11 protein-coding genes are annotated in these 15,084 nt (G+C 75.0%); 4 read left to right on the top strand and 7 right to left on the bottom strand.

Annotated features, from left to right (window positions below; all coding sequences use genetic code 11):
* Window positions 1-129 precede the first annotated feature (129 nt).
* Entirely contained in the window at window positions 130-1,404 is a 1,275-nt protein-coding gene (locus ACFVGS_RS17490; RefSeq protein ID WP_384418226.1) for a hypothetical protein, read from the bottom strand.
* A gap of 30 nt (window positions 1,405-1,434) precedes the next feature.
* A complete protein-coding gene (locus tag ACFVGS_RS17485; protein WP_384418223.1) occupies window positions 1,435-1,746 on the bottom strand; it encodes a hypothetical protein in 312 nt (103 codons plus the stop codon).
* Window positions 1,747-1,880: 134 nt separating this feature from the next.
* Between ACFVGS_RS17485 and ACFVGS_RS17480 the strand changes: the two genes are divergently transcribed.
* A complete protein-coding gene (locus tag ACFVGS_RS17480; RefSeq protein ID WP_384418220.1) occupies window positions 1,881-2,924 on the top strand; it encodes a LuxR C-terminal-related transcriptional regulator in 1,044 nt (347 codons plus the stop codon).
* 163 nt (window positions 2,925-3,087) lie between these two features.
* Here ACFVGS_RS17480 and ACFVGS_RS17475 read toward each other — a convergent pair whose 3' ends face one another.
* Together ACFVGS_RS17475 and ACFVGS_RS17470 are read right to left on the bottom strand one after the other, a co-directional pair.
* On the bottom strand, window positions 3,088-4,278 hold the full coding sequence (locus ACFVGS_RS17475) for an acyl-CoA dehydrogenase family protein (RefSeq protein WP_384418217.1): 1,191 nt from the start codon (window positions 4,276-4,278) through the stop codon (window positions 3,088-3,090).
* Between the two features lie 324 nt (window positions 4,279-4,602).
* Window positions 4,603-4,812: a hypothetical protein gene (locus tag ACFVGS_RS17470; protein WP_384418214.1), complete on the bottom strand. Its 210-nt coding sequence runs from the start codon at window positions 4,810-4,812 to the stop codon at window positions 4,603-4,605.
* 352 nt (window positions 4,813-5,164) lie between these two features.
* On the opposite strand from ACFVGS_RS17470, the gene ACFVGS_RS17465 reads away from it, so the two are divergent.
* Entirely contained in the window at window positions 5,165-6,007 is an 843-nt protein-coding gene (locus ACFVGS_RS17465; RefSeq protein WP_385692949.1) for a siderophore-interacting protein, read from the top strand.
* Here ACFVGS_RS17465 and ACFVGS_RS17460 read toward each other — a convergent pair.
* The gene (locus ACFVGS_RS17460) at window positions 5,934-9,509 is read right to left on the bottom strand and encodes a BTAD domain-containing putative transcriptional regulator (RefSeq protein ID WP_385692948.1); all 3,576 of its coding nucleotides are present in this window, start codon (window positions 9,507-9,509) and stop codon (window positions 5,934-5,936) included. The genes ACFVGS_RS17465 and ACFVGS_RS17460 overlap by 74 nt on opposite strands.
* 35 nt (window positions 9,510-9,544) lie before the next feature.
* Between ACFVGS_RS17460 and ACFVGS_RS17455 the strand changes: the two genes are divergently transcribed.
* Entirely contained in the window at window positions 9,545-11,638 is a 2,094-nt protein-coding gene (locus ACFVGS_RS17455; RefSeq protein ID WP_384418206.1) for a SpoIIE family protein phosphatase, read from the top strand.
* A gap of 18 nt (window positions 11,639-11,656) precedes the next feature.
* Complete coding sequence (locus ACFVGS_RS17450; RefSeq protein WP_385692947.1) at window positions 11,657-12,667, top strand: PHP domain-containing protein; 1,011 nt, start codon at window positions 11,657-11,659, stop codon at window positions 12,665-12,667.
* A gap of 82 nt (window positions 12,668-12,749) precedes the next feature.
* Here ACFVGS_RS17450 and ACFVGS_RS17445 read toward each other — a convergent pair whose 3' ends face one another.
* Both ACFVGS_RS17445 and ACFVGS_RS17440 read right to left on the bottom strand, forming a co-directional pair.
* On the bottom strand, window positions 12,750-14,141 hold the full coding sequence (locus ACFVGS_RS17445) for an NADP-dependent succinic semialdehyde dehydrogenase (protein ID WP_385692946.1): 1,392 nt from the start codon (window positions 14,139-14,141) through the stop codon (window positions 12,750-12,752).
* 213 nt (window positions 14,142-14,354) lie between these two features.
* On the bottom strand, window positions 14,355-15,032 hold the full coding sequence (locus ACFVGS_RS17440; protein WP_385692945.1) for a ThuA domain-containing protein: 678 nt from the start codon (window positions 15,030-15,032) through the stop codon (window positions 14,355-14,357).
* Between the last annotated feature and the right edge of the window lie 52 nt (window positions 15,033-15,084).

Below are 15,084 nucleotides of genomic sequence, written 5' to 3'. Positions count from 1 at the left end.
GGCCGGGAGGCCAGGTGGCCGGGAGGGCCGGAGGGTCGGAGGGCCGGAGGGCGGAGGGCCAAGAAGGCCCGAGGGCAGGCGAGCCGACGTGGCTGGTGTGGCCGGAGGGCCGGTGTGGCCAGGTGGGCTCTAGCGCCAGACGGCGGTGAAGTTGTCGAGCTGGGCCCAGGCGAGCGGCGCGGTGGAGCGTCCGCCGTAGAGCCTGACGGCACGGTCGGTGCCGACCTCGACGCGGGCGACGGCGGGTCCGCCGGGCGGGCCGCCGGCCGGCACGGTGGCGCGGGCGGTGACGCTCGGGACGAGGGAGTCGGGCAGGGTGCCGATGACCCTGTCGGCGGTGAAGGGGCCCTCGACGCCGCCGCCGAGCTGGAGGGTGGTGGTGCCGGCCAGGCTGACGAGCCGTCCCTGCGGGGCGTGCTGGTAGGCCGTCACTCCGGCGGCCAGGGCGAGCGGCTGCCAGTCGGTGAGGACCTTGACGCCGTCGGTCTCGGGCGCGCCCGACAGGGACAGGATGGTGCAGGTGCGCGGACCGGGGTCCTCGCAGGCGAAGCCGAAGTGGAGGTGGGGGACGCCGTCGCGGACGGAGACGGCCATGCCCTCGGCCTCGCGCCATGCCAGGCCGGGTCCCGCGGTGACGTGCCGGTGGTCGAGCTGGGCTCCGGTGGCCCACTCGAAGGCGGTGATGTAGGTGTTGCCGGGGAGCGGCACGGCGTCGAGACTCTGGCCCTTCAGCGTGTACAGCACGCCGGCGTGGGACGCGTAGCCCTGGAAGTCGGTGCCGTCGGCGGGGATGTCCGGGGTGATCCGCTGGATGGCCTGCCAGTCGCCCGCCGTCGCCCTGGCCAGGTCGTACCGGGCGAAGGTCGTCACGCCGCCGAGGTAGTAGCGCAGGACGAGTTCGTTCGCGCTGTGGTCGACGGTGGGCGTGATGAAGCGAGCCGCGGGATCGGGGGTGTAGGCGGGGCTGTGACGCGCGGTGCCGGAGTCGACGACGTCGCCGTCGGCGTAGGCGAAGCTGACGACGGCGGTGCCGTAACCCTCGTTCTTGCTGTTGGGCGTGGACGCGGCCTCGGTCCACAGCCAGACCTCCCCGGCGCGGTTCTCCACGCCGAGGTTGACGCCGTGTCCGAAGCCGCGCAGGTACATGTGGCCGCGGATCGCGCCGGCCTGGTCGAGGCGGGTCAGGCACAGGTCGCCCTGCGCCTTGCGGGTCGGGTAGTCGACGGCGGCGGCCTCGTCGTCGAGCCGGAGACCGCCCTCCATGATCTGGAGCACGTAGACGTCGCCGGTGACCGGGTCGACGGCGAACGACTGCATGACCGTGCCGTTGTGGAGCGGGCGCCGGTGGAGCAGTTTGCCCACCGGCCCCGCGATGTCTATCTGTCCTGGGATGGTGACGCTCAAGGGCGCGGCTCCTCGGGAGATGGCGAAGGCTCATGATCGAACCGCGCCAGTCTGCCAAATCTCCTCCTCGATGGTGAGGACCCGGGTGAGCGGACGCCCGGCGAGGGCGGGCGAACTGGCCGGCCGGGACCAGACCGTGGTGGTGAGGAAGCGCAGGAAGCTCTCGGCCTGCCCGGGCTCGGCGAAGCCGAGGTCGACGACGACGTAGGCCGGGTCGTCGACGGGCCGGCGGACGGTGTGCCGCAGGACGCCGGCCTCGGCGCGGGCGGCGGCGAAGCGGTCGAAGGCGCGCTTCCACAGGGCGTAGTCGGTGACGGGGTGCTCGATGTGGAGGGTGATCACGGCTCCTCCTGGTGGGTGGCGCGGGCGGCTCGGCCGCTGTGGGGTGCTCGTGGTTCCGTGTTCCCAGGGTGGGGCGGGGCGGCACGGCGGCGACATCCCAGATCCCTGGGGTTCCGGCCCGTACGCTCCGCTCCATGTCCTCGCCCACCGTGTACGCCCGCTCGTACGAGCGGATCGCCCGGCTCTGCGCGGCCGGCGGTGACACCCGGGAGCTGCGGGTGCGGGTGCTACGGGAGTTGCGTGAGGTGCTCGGCTTCGACGCCTTCGCGTTCCTGCTGACCGATCCGGCGACCGAGGTGGGCTGCGCGCCGGTGGCGCGGATCCCGGATCTGTCCGATCTGCCGAGGATCGTCCGGCTCAAGTACCTCACGCCGGTCAACCGCTGGACGACGCTGTCCCGGGCCGCCGCGCTGAGCGGGTACGAGCCGGGGGCGCGGGGGCCGATGTGGGCGGAGGCGCTGCGCCCGCTGGGCGTACGGGACCTGGCGTCGGTGGTGTTCCGGGACCGGCACGGGTGCTGGGGCTTCCTCGACCTGTGGCGGTACGGGTCGGAGTTCGGGCCCGCCGAGCTGGGCCTGCTGGACCGCATCGCCGGACCGGTCACGGCGGCGCTGCGCACGGGCCAGGCGGCGACGTTCACGGCGAGGCCGGCGGGGGCGGTACGGCCGGGCCCGCTGGTGCTGCTCCTCGCGCCGGACCTCCGGGTCCGCGGCCGGACCCCGGACTCGGACGCCTACCTGGCCCGACTGATCCCGCCGGAGGAGGGCCACGCACCGGTCCCGGCCGCCGCGTACAACGTGGCGGCCCAGCTCCTGGCCCGCGAGGCAGGCGTGGACGCCCATCCGCCGCGGGCCCGGGTGGCGCCGGCCGACGGCCTGTGGCTGACGCTTCGGGCGGCGCGGATCGGCGACGAGGAACCGGCGCGGGAGCGCCGGATCGCGGTCACCATCGAGGAGACGACCCCGGCCGAGCGCCTCGACGTCTTCGCCCGCGCCTACGGCCTGAGCACCCGCGAGCGCGAACTGCTCGCCCTCCTCGCGGAGGGCGCCGACAGCCATGCGCTGGCCGCCGCGCTCTTCCTCTCCGAGCACACGGTCCAGGACCACCTCAAGTCCGTCTTCACGAAGACGGACACGCACAGCCGCCGGACGCTGCTGGCACGGGCGCTGGGGACCTGACGGTGATGCGTCGGTCTCCGTCCATGGGGTCGGGCGCCAGGAGGATGCCGGCCGGTTCGGCGCGGGCGGTGCGGTCGGTGTTGACGAACGCCCAGCGGATGGTGCCGCCCCGGACGCCGCCTGATCGCACCCGCCTTCCCGGCCGGGCACCTCACACGCGGCGTCAGCGGCGGACGCGCGGCATGCCCAGGCCGATCCAGGAGATGATCTCGCGCTGGATCTCGTTGTTGCCGCCGCCGAAGGTGAAGATGACGGCCGAGCGGTAGCCGCGTTCGAGTTCGCCGTGGAGGACGGCGCCGGCGGAGCCCTCCTTGAGGGCGCCGGCGGAACCGGTGATCTCCATGAGCCAGGCGTAGGCGTCACGGCGGGCCTCCGAGCCGTAGACCTTGACGGCCGAGGCGTCCTGGGGAGTGAGGGTGCCGTTCTGGACGGCGTTCACCATCTGCCAGTTGAGGAGCTTCATCGCGTCGAGGCGGGTGTGCGTACGGGCGAGCGAGCGGCGGACCCACGCGAGGTCGAGGACGCGGCGGCCGTCGGCGAGTTTCGTGTCCGCGGCCCAGCGCTGGACGTCGTGGAGGGCGCGGATGGCCATGGTGCCGTGGGCGGCGAGGGTGACGCGCTCGTGGTTGAGCTGGTTGGTGATCAGCCGCCAGCCCTTGTTCTCCTCGCCGACCCGGCGCGAGCAGGGCACGCGAATGTTCTCGTAGTGGCTCGCCGTGGTGTCGTGCGAGGCGAGGGTGTTGATGACGGTGCAGGAGTAGCCGGGGTCCGTGGTCGGCACCAGGAGCATGGTAATGCCCTTGTGCGGCGGCGCGGCCGGGTCGGTGCGTACGGCGAGCCAGACCCAGTCCGCCGTGTCGCCGTTGGTCGTCCAGATCTTCTGGCCGTTGACGGTGTAGTGGCCCGTGGTCACGTCGCCCTCGCGGACCGCGCGGGTCTTCAGGGCCGCGAGGTCCGTGCCGGCGTCGGGCTCGCTGTAGCCGATCGCGAAGTCGATCTCGCCGGAGAGGATCTTCGGCAGGAAGTACGCCTTCTGCTCGTCGGTGCCGAACTGCATGATCGTGGGGCCGACCGTGTTCAGCGCCATCAGCGGCAGCGGGACACCGGCCTGGGCGGCCTCGTCGAAGAAGATGAACTGCTCCATGGGCGTGAGCCCGCGCCCGCCGTACTCCGTCGGCCAGCCGACGCCCAGCCAGCCGTCGGCACCGAGACGGCGCACCGTCTCCCGGTAGAAGCGCTTCTGCGCGGCCGGGTCGGCGTAGCGGGAGTGGACGTCCTCGGGGACCAGCTCGGCGAAGTAGGCACGCAGCTCGGCGCGCAGGCGGTGCTGGGCGGGCGTGTACTCGAGTTGCATGGCGTCTCCCGTGGCTCGGTGCTCCGCGCGGTGGGGCGCCACGGTAGAACGTGTTCCATAAATGCGGAAGGCCCGTGCGCGGTCGGGGCGCAGGGGCGGGACAAGCGTTACGGGGCGGGGGTAGGAGCGGGGTCAGGCCCTGGGGTCCGCGTCTGGACAGGGACGGCGCAGGGGCAGGCGCCGGGACAGGGATGCGGACGGGCGGGCGCGCGAGAGGGACGGTCGGCGGACGGTTCCGCGCGGGCGCGCCGTGACCTGCCGGCCGGCGGCCGCCCGTCCGAGCGGCCGCCGGTCAGGGAGCCGCCCGCCGTGTTCCCCGGCCGGTCAGGGGAGCAGTTCGTCGAGCGAGGCCCGCCCCTTCTCGGCCATGCGGCGCTCCGCCCAGGCCAGGTTCTTGGGAGTCAGGTCGCGACCCGACGCGAGGCACACGTCCTCGGCCGAGAATTCGCCCTCCGACCCGGCGTGCAGCAGCCTGTCGGGCGTCGGGGTGTCCCCCCGGGCCCCCCGGGACGTCTTGTCGGTGTCACCGTTCATGCCGCCTCCTCGTGTTCTGCGGGTGGCACTCGCCATTCTCGTGTCCGGCTCCCGGTCCCGCATCCGGGCGACACCGGCGCCCCGCGAGCCGGTGTCGGCGGCACGTCGGCGCCGTGTCGACGGGGGCGGGGAGGCTGACGGCCCGGCCGTCGCGGAACCACCGCAGAAAGTGAGCCCTCTCATGTCCTTCCAGCCGTCCCAGGCATCCCGGATATCCCCCACGCCCCAGACGCCCCAGACACCCGAGACACCCCAGACACCCGAGACACCCCAAACACCCCAGACACCCCAGACACCCCCAGCGTCCGAGGCGTCGCCGCCGCGCCTCCCCGATCCCCTCCCTCTCCGCCGGGTGCGCGTCACCGCCGTCCGGCCGGTCACGCCACGGATGCTGCGGGTCACCCTCGGCGACCCGTCGCTCAGCGGGGCCTCGCTCGCCCGCCCCGACGCGCAGGTGAAGCTGTACTTCCCGCGCCCCGGGCAGTCCGAGCCCGTGCTGCCCGCGCCGGACCCGGACGGCGACGTCATGCGCTGGTACGCGGCGTACGGCGCGATCCCGGAGCCGCGGCGGCCCTGGATGCGCAGCTACACGATCCGGGCGCACGACCCGGCCGCCGGGACCGTGGACGTCGACTTCCACCTGCACGGCGGCGACGAGGGCGGCGGCGCGGAGGGGCCGGCGACGCGGTGGGCGCGGGGCGCCCGGCCCGGGGACGTGCTCGGCATGTTCGGGCCCTCGGAGTACTTCGCCGCGCCCGTCGACCCCGGTGCGGGCGACTGGGCCCTGCTGATCGCGGACGCCTGCGCGCTTCCCGCGCTCGCGACGGTCGCCGAGGCACTGCCGCCGGGCCACCGTGCCGTCGCCTTCGTGGAGGTGGCCGACGCGGCGGAGGAGCAGCCCCTGCCGAGCCCGGGCGCCCTGACCGTGCACTGGCTGCATACGGCCGACGGGCGCTCCCTCGTGGACGCGGTACGGGCGGCCACGGGCCTTCCGGACGGCGAGCCGTACGCCTGGCTGGCCGGCGAGGCCGGCGCCGTACGGGAGCTGCGCCGCCATCTGGTCGAGGAGCGCGGTGTCGACCGCCGGTCGGTCGACTTCGCCGGTTACTGGCGCCACCGCCTCACCCAGGACGACGCCCCGGCGCCGGATGACCTGGCGGAGGCCCGGGAGCGGCTCGCGTCGCGGGAGGCGTAGCCCGGCCGGCCGGCGCCCGGGCCGGGTGGTCCCGTACGAGCGCCGCCGCCTCGTGCAGCGTGAGGGCGCGGCCCTCCTCGTAGGGAGCGGTGAAGGCCGTCGGGGCGAGGAGCGCGCGGAGGGCGGCCTCGGCGTGGGCGCGTACGGCCGCTTCCGTGCGGGCGGTGAGCGGGCGGATGCCGGCACCGCCCGGGCCGCCGCGGTGGGCGTCGTACGCGCCGAGCAGGCGCGCGCCCTCCTCGGCGGCGCCGGAGCCGGCGCGGGCCCACGCGGCGGTGGCGAGCTGGGTGACGACGAGATAGGGCGCGACCAGGAAGGCCAGGGTCTCCATCTCCCGCACCGCGTCCGCGAGTCGGCTGTTGGCCGCCTCGAACGCGCCGTCGAGGCAGTCGAGCCAACCGCCGAGGCCGTCGAGCATGCCGCGGAAGAGACCCGGGGTCAGTTCGCTGAAGTTCGCCCGCATAAAGGCCAGTTGTTCGCGGGCCGGAGCGGTCCTGCCGGTGTTTCCGTAGTGCTGGGCGAGCAGCAGGCGCGCGGTGCTCACGGCCTCCACGCCCGACGCGCCGGACTCCTCGGCGGCCTCGACGAGCATCCGCTCGGTGGCCGCCCGCGCCACCGGGTCCTCCGCCACCTCCGCCGTACGGAGCCGGACCGCGGCCAACAACGCCTTGAACACGTGGACCTGGGAGCGTGCCCCGAGGCGGGCGACGGCGTCCATGGCCCGCGCGAAGTCCGCCGCGGCCTCGGCGGTGCGGCCGGCCCGCTCGTAGGTCTCGCCGCGCGCCGCAAGCGACTCGGCGATGCCCCACGAGTCCCTCATCGCCTCGAAGCGGGCGAGCGCCTCCTCCGCGTCCCGCTCCTGGCCGCCGAGCAGCCTGGCGCGCAGCAGCAGCGCGAAGGCGAGGTCCCAGCCCTCGCCGTGCTCGCGCGCGGCCGCGACCAGCGCGGCCAGCGTCTCGTCCAGGCCGGCGAACCGTCCCGTCATGAGCTGGGCGAAGAACCACATGGTCCCGGGATGGCGGCAGTTCTGCGGGAGACCCGGACGGTACGCGGAGACGACGGCGTCGAGCCGGGCCCGGGTCGAGGCCTGCTCCAGGGCGGTGGCCCCGCCGCCGCCCTCCGTCGCGAGCACGAGCAGCCGGCCGCCGCGCCGCGCCTCCCACAGCCGCTCCCCGGACCACGGCGGCGGTACGTCGCCGCACCGGCCCTCGAACGGCTCGGCGGCCCGTACGGGCTCCGCGAACGGGTCCGGTCCCAGCGCGCTCGCCTCCCGCGCCCAGGTGAGGGCGTCGTACTGGTGGTTGCGCAGCTGCCAGAACCAGCTCATGGCGTGCACCAGGCACAGCGCGTCCTGCTCCGCCCGCAGCCGTACGGCGGTCCGCAGCGCGCCGCGCACGTTGTCGTGCTCGGTCTCCAGGCGGAGCATGGCGGACTCCTGGCGGGGGCCGCGGAGTTCGGCATCGGTGAGCCGGGCGAGCTCCCGGTAGTGGGTCAGGTGGCGGCGCTCGGTGGCGGCACGGTCCCCGGCCTCGTCGAGCCGCTGCGCGGCGTACTCCGCGACGGTCTCCAGGAGGCGGTAGCGCATCCCGGCGCCGGTCCCGACCTCGGTCCCCGTCGCCGTCCCCGTCCCCGTCCCGGGTCCGCCTCCCGGCGCGGCGACGACGAGCGACTTGTCGACGAGGGAGCCGAGCAGATCGAGCACATCGGCGGGGGCCGGTCCGGCCGGGCCGGGACCCTCTGCCGTTCCGGACGGCGCGACCGGGCCGTCCGGAACGCCGTTCACACCGCCCGCCCCGCCGCCCACACCGTCCGGCGCGCCGCAGACCGCCTCCGCCGCCTCCAGGTCGCAGCCGCCGCGGAAGACCGAAAGGCGGCGGAGCACGGCGCGTTCGCCTTCGTTCAGGAGGTCCCAGGACCAGTCGACGACCGCGCGCAGGGTCTGCTGGCGCGGCAGGACCGTGCGGGCGCCGGAGGTGAGGAGACGGAAGCGGTCGTCGAGGCGGTCGGCGATCTGGCGGGCCGTCAGTACCCGGAGCCGCGCCGCCGCGAGTTCGATCGCCAGCGGCAGTCCGTCGAGGCGGCGCACGATCTCGGTCGCCGCTTCCGGGTCCTCGGCGACGTCGAAGCCGGGACGCGCGGCGGCGCCGCGCTCGCCGAGCAGGCGCACCGCCGCCGCGTCGGCCAGCGGGCCCACCGGGTGCAGCACCTCTCCCGGTACGCCCAGCGGCTCCCGGCTCGTCGCGAGCACGGTCACGCCGGGGCAGCGGGTCAGCAGGGCCGCCGTCAAACCGGCCGCGGCGGCCACCACGTGTTCGCAGTTGTCGAGCACGAGCAGCATCCGGCGGCGGGCGCAGTGCTCCACGAGGGCGGTGAGCGGGTCGCGCGCACCGGCGTCCGGGAGGGCGGATCCGCTCCAGACGGCGGTCTCGCGGGCTTCGAGGGCGGTGAGGACGGCGGCGGGGACGTCCGACTCCTCGCGTACGGCGGCGAGTTCGGCGATCCGGACCTCCTCGGTACGCGCCGAGGCGGCCTCCAGGGCGAGGCGGGTCTTGCCGACGCCGCCGGGACCGGTCAGGGTGACGAGCCGTGATGCGCCGCTCGTCAACTCCTCCGCCAGGCCGTGCAGTTCGTCGTCACGGCCCAGGAAGGAGGTCGGCGGCGCACCCACCGTGCGCCTGACGGCGACGGCCGGCTCCGTCGCTCCACCTCCCTCCAGCAACTCCTCGTACACGCCCTTGAGTTCGGGTCCGGGTTCGGTGCCCAGCCGGTCGGCCAGCGCGCGGCGTACCGTCTCGTAGGCCTCCAGCGCCTCGGCGGGGCGCCCGGCGGCGCGCAGGGCGCGGAGGCGGAGGGCGTGCAGGGGCTCGTCGAGCGGGTGCTCGGTGGTGAGGGCGGCGAGCGGCGCGAGGGTGTCCTGGGCGCGGCCGAGGGCGACGTCGGCCGCGAGCCTGTCGCGACGGGCGCGGGTGCGGCGCGCCTCGGCGCGTACGGCGAGCGGGTCGGTCGCGTGTCCGGGGAGGTCCGCGAGGGCGGGGCCGTGCCAGAGGCCGAGGGCCTGGTCGAGGAGGGCCGCGGCGGGTGCGGGGCGGCCGGCATCCAGCTCGCGTGCCGCCTCGTCGGCGAGGCGCTCGAAGCGGAAGAGGTCGACGTCCTCGGGCCCGGCGGCCAGCCGGTAGCCGCCGGGCGCGGAGCCGACCGCGTCGCGGCCGAGGGCGCGGCGCAGCCTGCCCACGAGGGCCTGGAGGGCCGCGACCCGGTCCTCGTCGGTGTCGTCCCCCCACACCTGGGCGATCAGGGCGTCGGTGCGGACGGCGCGGCCGCCCGCCGCGGCGAGTGCGGTCAGCAGGGCGCGCAGCCGGGCGCCGTTCAGGGCCGCTTCGCCGCCGTCGGTGCGGCGGGCCCGGGCGGGGCCGAGGACGCGGTAGGGCGGGGTCGGGGGCTGGGGCGGCGACTGCACCGGCCCATTCTGACGAATCCACCCGTGTGGCGTCGTCCGAGCCATGGCGTGCGCGGGGTGCCGGTTCGACAATGGGGAGGATGACCGATGACGAGCGGAGCGCGCGCGGCGGCGAGATCGGGCCGACCGAGCGCCTCGCCATGAACCGCACCGGCAGTTTCGACTGGGATCTCGACACGGGCACCATCGATGTCGACGACGCGGGACTGCTGGTCTTCGGTGTGGCCCCGCACGACTTCGACGGGCGCCCCACGACGCTCGTGCGCGGACTGGACCCGACGGAGCGGACGCGTCTGGAGCAGGTGATCCGAGACGCGATCACCGGCGGCAGGTCCTCGTACACGGCGCACGTCCGGCTGGAGCGGGCGGACGGTACACCCCAATGGACGCACGTGCAGGCGCGCATCCTGCGCCGCGGCGGCGGGATGGCGCACCGGATCGTGGGCATCGTGCGGGACGCGACGGCGGAGGTGACGCACTCGGCGTTCGTCCTGGACCTGGAGAAGCGCCGCGAGGTGCAGACCACGATCGTGGAGCGGACCACGCACGCGCTGTCGCGCGCGGTGACCGTGGACGACGTGACGGCCGCGCTGACCGGGCCCGGCGGGCTCGCGCGGCTCGGCGCCGAGGGGCTGGCGCTCGGTCTGGTGGAGCACGGCTCGCTCAACATCATCGCGCTGAGCGGTGAATCGCTGGAGGCCTTCGACGACTTCCGCAGCCGGCGGCTGGACCGCGGGCTGCCGCTGGCGGAGGCGGTGCTGAGCGGGCGGCCGCGGTTCGTGCCCTCGTTCCCGACGCTGGGACAGGACTTCCCCGAGCTCGCCCCGTACGTGGTCCGGATGCCGTTCCGCTCGGCCTGCTATCTGCCGCTGGTGGCGCAGGCCCGCTCGCTGGGCGGGATGGCGCTGTTCTACCGGCGCCGCAGCAACTTCAACGCCGACGAGCGCAATCTGCTGCTCGGACTCGCGGCGATCGTGGCCCAGTCGCTGCAGCGGGCGATCCTCTTCGACGAGGAGCGGGAGCTGGCCACCGGGCTCCAGGCGACGATGCTGCCGCGCCGGATCCCGCGGATCACCGGCGGCGAGATCGCCGTGCGCTACCACGCGGCGTGGAGCGGACGGCAGGTCGGCGGCGACTGGTACGACGTGATCCCGCTGCCGCGCGGCAGGGTCGGGGTGGTCGTGGGCGACGTGCAGGGCCACGACACCCACGCCGCCGCGATCATGGGACAGCTGCGGATCGCGCTGCGGGCGTACGCGGGCGAGGGCCACGCGCCGTCGACGGTGCTCGCGCGGGCCTCCCGGTTTCTCGCGGAGCTGGACACCAATCGCTTCGCGACCTGCACCTACGCCCAGGTGGACCTGGCCGGCGGCACGGTGCGCGGGGTACGGGCGGGGCACCTGGGGCCGCTGATCCGGCACACGGACGGCCGGGTGGGCAGGCCGAAGCTGCGCGGCGGGCTGCCGCTCGGCCTGGCGACGCTGTTCGGGGAGGAGGAGTTCCCCGAGACCCGGCTCGACCTGGTGCCGGGCGAGACGCTCGTGCTGTGCACGGACGGCCTGGTCGAACAGCCCGGCACGGACATCGAGGCGGGTCTCGCGGCGCTCGCCGACGCGGTGAGCAGCGGCCCGCCGCAGGCGGAGGCACTGGCCGACCACCTCTCGGAGCGACTGTGGGAGCGCTGGGGCTCGGGCGACGACGTGGCGCTGCTCGTGCTGCGGCGCAGCCCGGACCCGGGCACGCCGAAGGCGCCCCGCATCCACCAGTACATCCACCAGGCCGACCCGCAGGGCCTGTCGGACGCGCGGGCCGCGGTGGGGCAGGCGCTCGTGGACTGGGGCATGCCCGAACTCGCCGACGACGCCGAACTGTTGACGGGTGAGCTGCTCGTGAACGTGCTGCTGCACACCGAGGGCGGCGCGGTGCTCACCCTGGAGGTGCTGCCCGAGCCGGTGCGGCGGGTGCGGCTCTCGGTGCAGGACCGGTCGAGCGCCTGGCCGCGGCGGCGCACGCCGGGCGAGGCGGCGACCTCGGGCCGCGGACTGCTCCTGATGGACGCCATCGCCTCGCGGTGGGGCGTCGAGCCGCGGGGCGAGGGCAAGGCCGTGTGGTGCGAGATCGGGCCGCCGCCGTCGGACACCCCCGCGCCGGCGCCGACGTCGGCCTCGACCTAGCGGAGGGCGGTGCGGCCCATGGACCCCGTGGCGGCGCTGGAACGGATCGCGTTCCTCCTGGAGCGCTCGCAGGCCCCCACGTACCGCGTCCGCGCCTTCCGTACGGCGTCCGCCGCCGTGACGGCGCTCGGCACGGAGGAGGTGGTGCGGCGCGCCGCCGCCGGCACCCTGGAGGCGGTGAAGGGCATCGGCCCGAAGACGGCGGCCGTGGTGCGCGAGGCGCTCGCGGGACGGGTTCCGGCGTACCTGGAGCACCTCGAACAGGAGGTGCGGCTTCCTCGTACGGACGGCGGCGAGGAGTTGCGGGCGGCGCTGCGCGGCGACTGCCACGTGCACTCGGACTGGTCCGACGGCGGCAGCACCATCGAGGACATGGGGCGCACGGCGGCCAGGCTCGAGCACGAGTGGACGGTCCTGACGGACCACTCGCCGAGCCTGAAGGTGGCGCGCGGTCTGTCGCCGGATCGGCTGCGGGAGCAACTGGACGTGGTGGCGCGGCTGAACGAGGAGTGGGCACCGTTCCGGCTGCTCACCGGGATCGAGTGCGACATCCTGGAGGACGGCTCCCTCGACCAGGAGCCGGAACTCCTCGACCGGCTGGACCTGGTGGTCGGCTCGGTGCACTCGAAGCTGCGCATGGAGGCGCGGGCGATGACCCGCCGCATGGAGCGCGCGGTGCGCAATCCGCTGATGGACGTGCTCGGTCACTGCACGGGCCGGCTGGTGAGCGGCGGACGGCTGCGGCCCGAGTCGGAGTTCGACGCGGAGCGGGTCTTCGCGGCCTGCGCGGAGTCGGGGACGGCGGTGGAGATCAACAGCCGCCCGGAGCGGCGCGATCCGCCGCGCAGGCTGCTGCGGGAGGCGGTGGCGGCGGGCGTGTACTTCGCGGTGGACACGGACGCGCACGCGCCGGGTCAGCTGGAGTGGCAGATCTTCGGCTGCGCGCGGGCGGAGGCGTGCGGGGTCACGGCCGACCGGGTGATCAACACCTGGTCGGCGGAGGAACTCCTCGCTTGGACGCGGGCATGAGGGGCCGATTCCCGGGCTCGCGCGGGAGGAGGCGGGTCCGCGGGCAGGCCGGGTCCGCGTGAGCCGGCTGGGCCGCCTGGCGTCAGGCGCGCTGCCAGACCGTGGTGACGTTGCAGAACTCGCGGATGCCGTGGCCGGAGAGCTCACGGCCGTAGCCGGAGCGCTTCACGCCGCCGAAGGGCAGGGCGGGGTGGGAGGCGGTCATGCCGTTGACGAAGACGCCGCCCGCCTCCAGGTCCCGTACGAAGAAGGCGACATCCTCGTCCTTGCGAGTCCAGACGTTCGAACTCAGGCCGAACGGCGAGTCGTTGGCGACGGCCACGGCCTCCTCGATGTCGCCGACCGGGTACAGGGTCGCGACGGGCCCGAAGGTCTCCTCGCGGTGGACGCGCATCTGCGGCGTGATCCCGGTGAGGACGGTGGGACGGTAGAACCAGCCGCGGGGCAGCTCGTCCGGGCGGCTGCCGCCGCACAACGCGGTGGCGCCCTTGCCCACGGCGTCGTCGACGAGCTCTTCCAGGTCGGCGCGGCCCTTCTCGGTCGCGAGCGGCCCGACGTCGGTGTCGTCGTCGAGCGGGTCGCCGACGGTGAGGGCGTTCATGGCGGCGGTGAAGCGCTCGGCGAAGTCGTCGTAGACGTCCTGGTGGACGATGAAGCGCTTGGCGGCGATGCAGGACTGGCCGTTGTTCTGCACGCGCGCGGTGACGGCGGTCTTCACGGCCCTGGGCAGGTCGGCGGAGGGCATGACGATGTACGGGTCGCTGCCGCCCAGTTCCAGGACGGTCTTCTTGACCTCGTCGCCGGCGATCGCGGCGACCGAGCGGCCGGCGGGTTCGCTGCCGGTGAGGGTCGCGGCGGCGATCCGGGGGTCGCGCAGGACGCCCTCGACGGCGCCGGAGCCGATGAGGAGAGTCTGGAAGCAGCCCGCGGGGAACCCGGCGCGGCGGAACAGGTCGCCGAGGTAGAGGGCGGTCTGCGGGACGTTGGAGGCGTGCTTGAGGAGTCCGGTGTTGCCGGCCATCAGGGCGGGCGCGGCGAAGCGGATCACCTGCCAGAGCGGGAAGTTCCACGGCATGACGGCGAGGACCGGGCCGAGCGGACGGTAGTGGACGCGGGCGAGGTCGGCGCCGGAGTCCTGGACGTCGTGGTCGGTGGGACGCTCGTCGGCGAGCAGGGCCTCGGCGTGCTCGGCGTACCAGCGCATGGTCCTGGCGCACTTGGCGGCCTCGGCGCGGGCGGCGACGATCGGCTTGCCCATCTCGGTGGTCATGGTGCGGGCGATGTCCTCGGCGTCCTCGTCGAGGAGGGCCGCGGCGGCCTTCATGAGCCGGGCGCGCTCGGCGAAGGGCGTGGTGCGGTACTGGCGGAAGGCCTCGTGGGCGGCGTCGATGCGCCGCTCGACCTCGGCGGGGCCGTGGGCCTCGTACGTGCGCAGCGTCTCGCCGGTCGCCGGGTTCACGGTGGCGATGCCCATCTCGTCTCCTCCTGACCTGGAGCCCCCGCGCGTCCTCCCCCAGGGTCAACCTTCCGCCGCGGGGCGCGGCCCGCAAATCGGGGCGGGGCGGCGGGGTGACGGGGCTCGCCGGGCGTCCGGCGCCAGGGCATGGTTCAGGCGCCGCTCATCCGCCGCCCGGCCCCCGGCTCAGGCGCCGCTGATCCGCCGCCCAGCCCCCGGCTCAGCCGTTGCTCAGCCGCCGGTCACCCACCGGAGGGCGCCCGCCAGGTGGGCGCGGAAGGTGGGATCCGCGTACGCCTCGATGGCGTGGCCGAGGGCGGTGAACAGCACCCGGCCGCGGTCGGGCGCGGCCTCCCGGCACCACACCAGGGGATGGTCGGCGCCGAGGGTGCCGCCCTCGTAGCTGGTCTCGTCGACGCGGGCGAGCACGTGGACGCCGGAGGCCCTGGGGTGGGTGGTGTACTCGTACCACTCGTCGGTCCAGGACCAGCGCGCGGGCAGCGGTGCGGTGGCCGGGTGGGCGGGGTCGTCGACGCGGACGGTGCCCGGCTGGAGCGGGGGGTGGCCGGCGAAGCGGGTGCCGAGGAGTTCGCCGTAGAACGGCCAGTCCGGCTCGGCGTTGGCGGCGGCGTGGACGACGAGGAGGCCACCGCCGCCCCGTACGTACGCCTCGAAGGCGGCGCGGCCCTCGTCGGTGAGGACGGTCCCGGTGGTGGAGAGGAGCACGACGGCGGCGCAGCGGGCCAGCCGGTCCGGCGTGAACGCGGCGGGGTCCTCGGTGGTCTCGGGGGTGAGACCGGCCGCGGCGGCGAGTCCGGCGAGCGCGGCGGCCCCGGCGGGTATCGAGTCGTGGCGGTAGCCGGTGGTGCGGGTGAAGACGAGGACGTCCCCGCCCCTGCTGCTGTGCACGTGCCGCCACTCCCCTGCCGTCGGTGTCCGGGCTCCGGCGCTTCACCTGCGG

Origin of the sequence: Streptomyces sp. NPDC127114 (genome assembly GCF_042677525.1) — a bacterium.
Taxonomy (GTDB): domain Bacteria; phylum Actinomycetota; class Actinomycetes; order Streptomycetales; family Streptomycetaceae; genus Streptomyces.
Note: the sequence above shows the minus strand (reverse complement) of the source record. Positions and strands in the feature narration are given on the sequence as shown.

Coding starts and splice junctions, on each gene's coding strand:
- ACFVGS_RS17455 (WP_384418206.1), top strand. CDS start 9,545: ATGACCGATGACGAGCGGAGCGCGCGCGGCGGCGAGATCGGGCCGACC.
- ACFVGS_RS17475 (WP_384418217.1), bottom strand. CDS start 4,278: ATGCAACTCGAGTACACGCCCGCCCAGCACCGCCTGCGCGCCGAGCTG.
- ACFVGS_RS17480 (WP_384418220.1), top strand. CDS start 1,881: ATGTCCTCGCCCACCGTGTACGCCCGCTCGTACGAGCGGATCGCCCGG.
- ACFVGS_RS17460 (WP_385692948.1), bottom strand. CDS start 9,509: ATGGCTCGGACGACGCCACACGGGTGGATTCGTCAGAATGGGCCGGTG.
- ACFVGS_RS17470 (WP_384418214.1), bottom strand. CDS start 4,812: ATGAACGGTGACACCGACAAGACGTCCCGGGGGGCCCGGGGGGACACC.
- ACFVGS_RS17445 (WP_385692946.1), bottom strand. CDS start 14,141: ATGGGCATCGCCACCGTGAACCCGGCGACCGGCGAGACGCTGCGCACG.
- ACFVGS_RS17450 (WP_385692947.1), top strand. CDS start 11,657: ATGGACCCCGTGGCGGCGCTGGAACGGATCGCGTTCCTCCTGGAGCGC.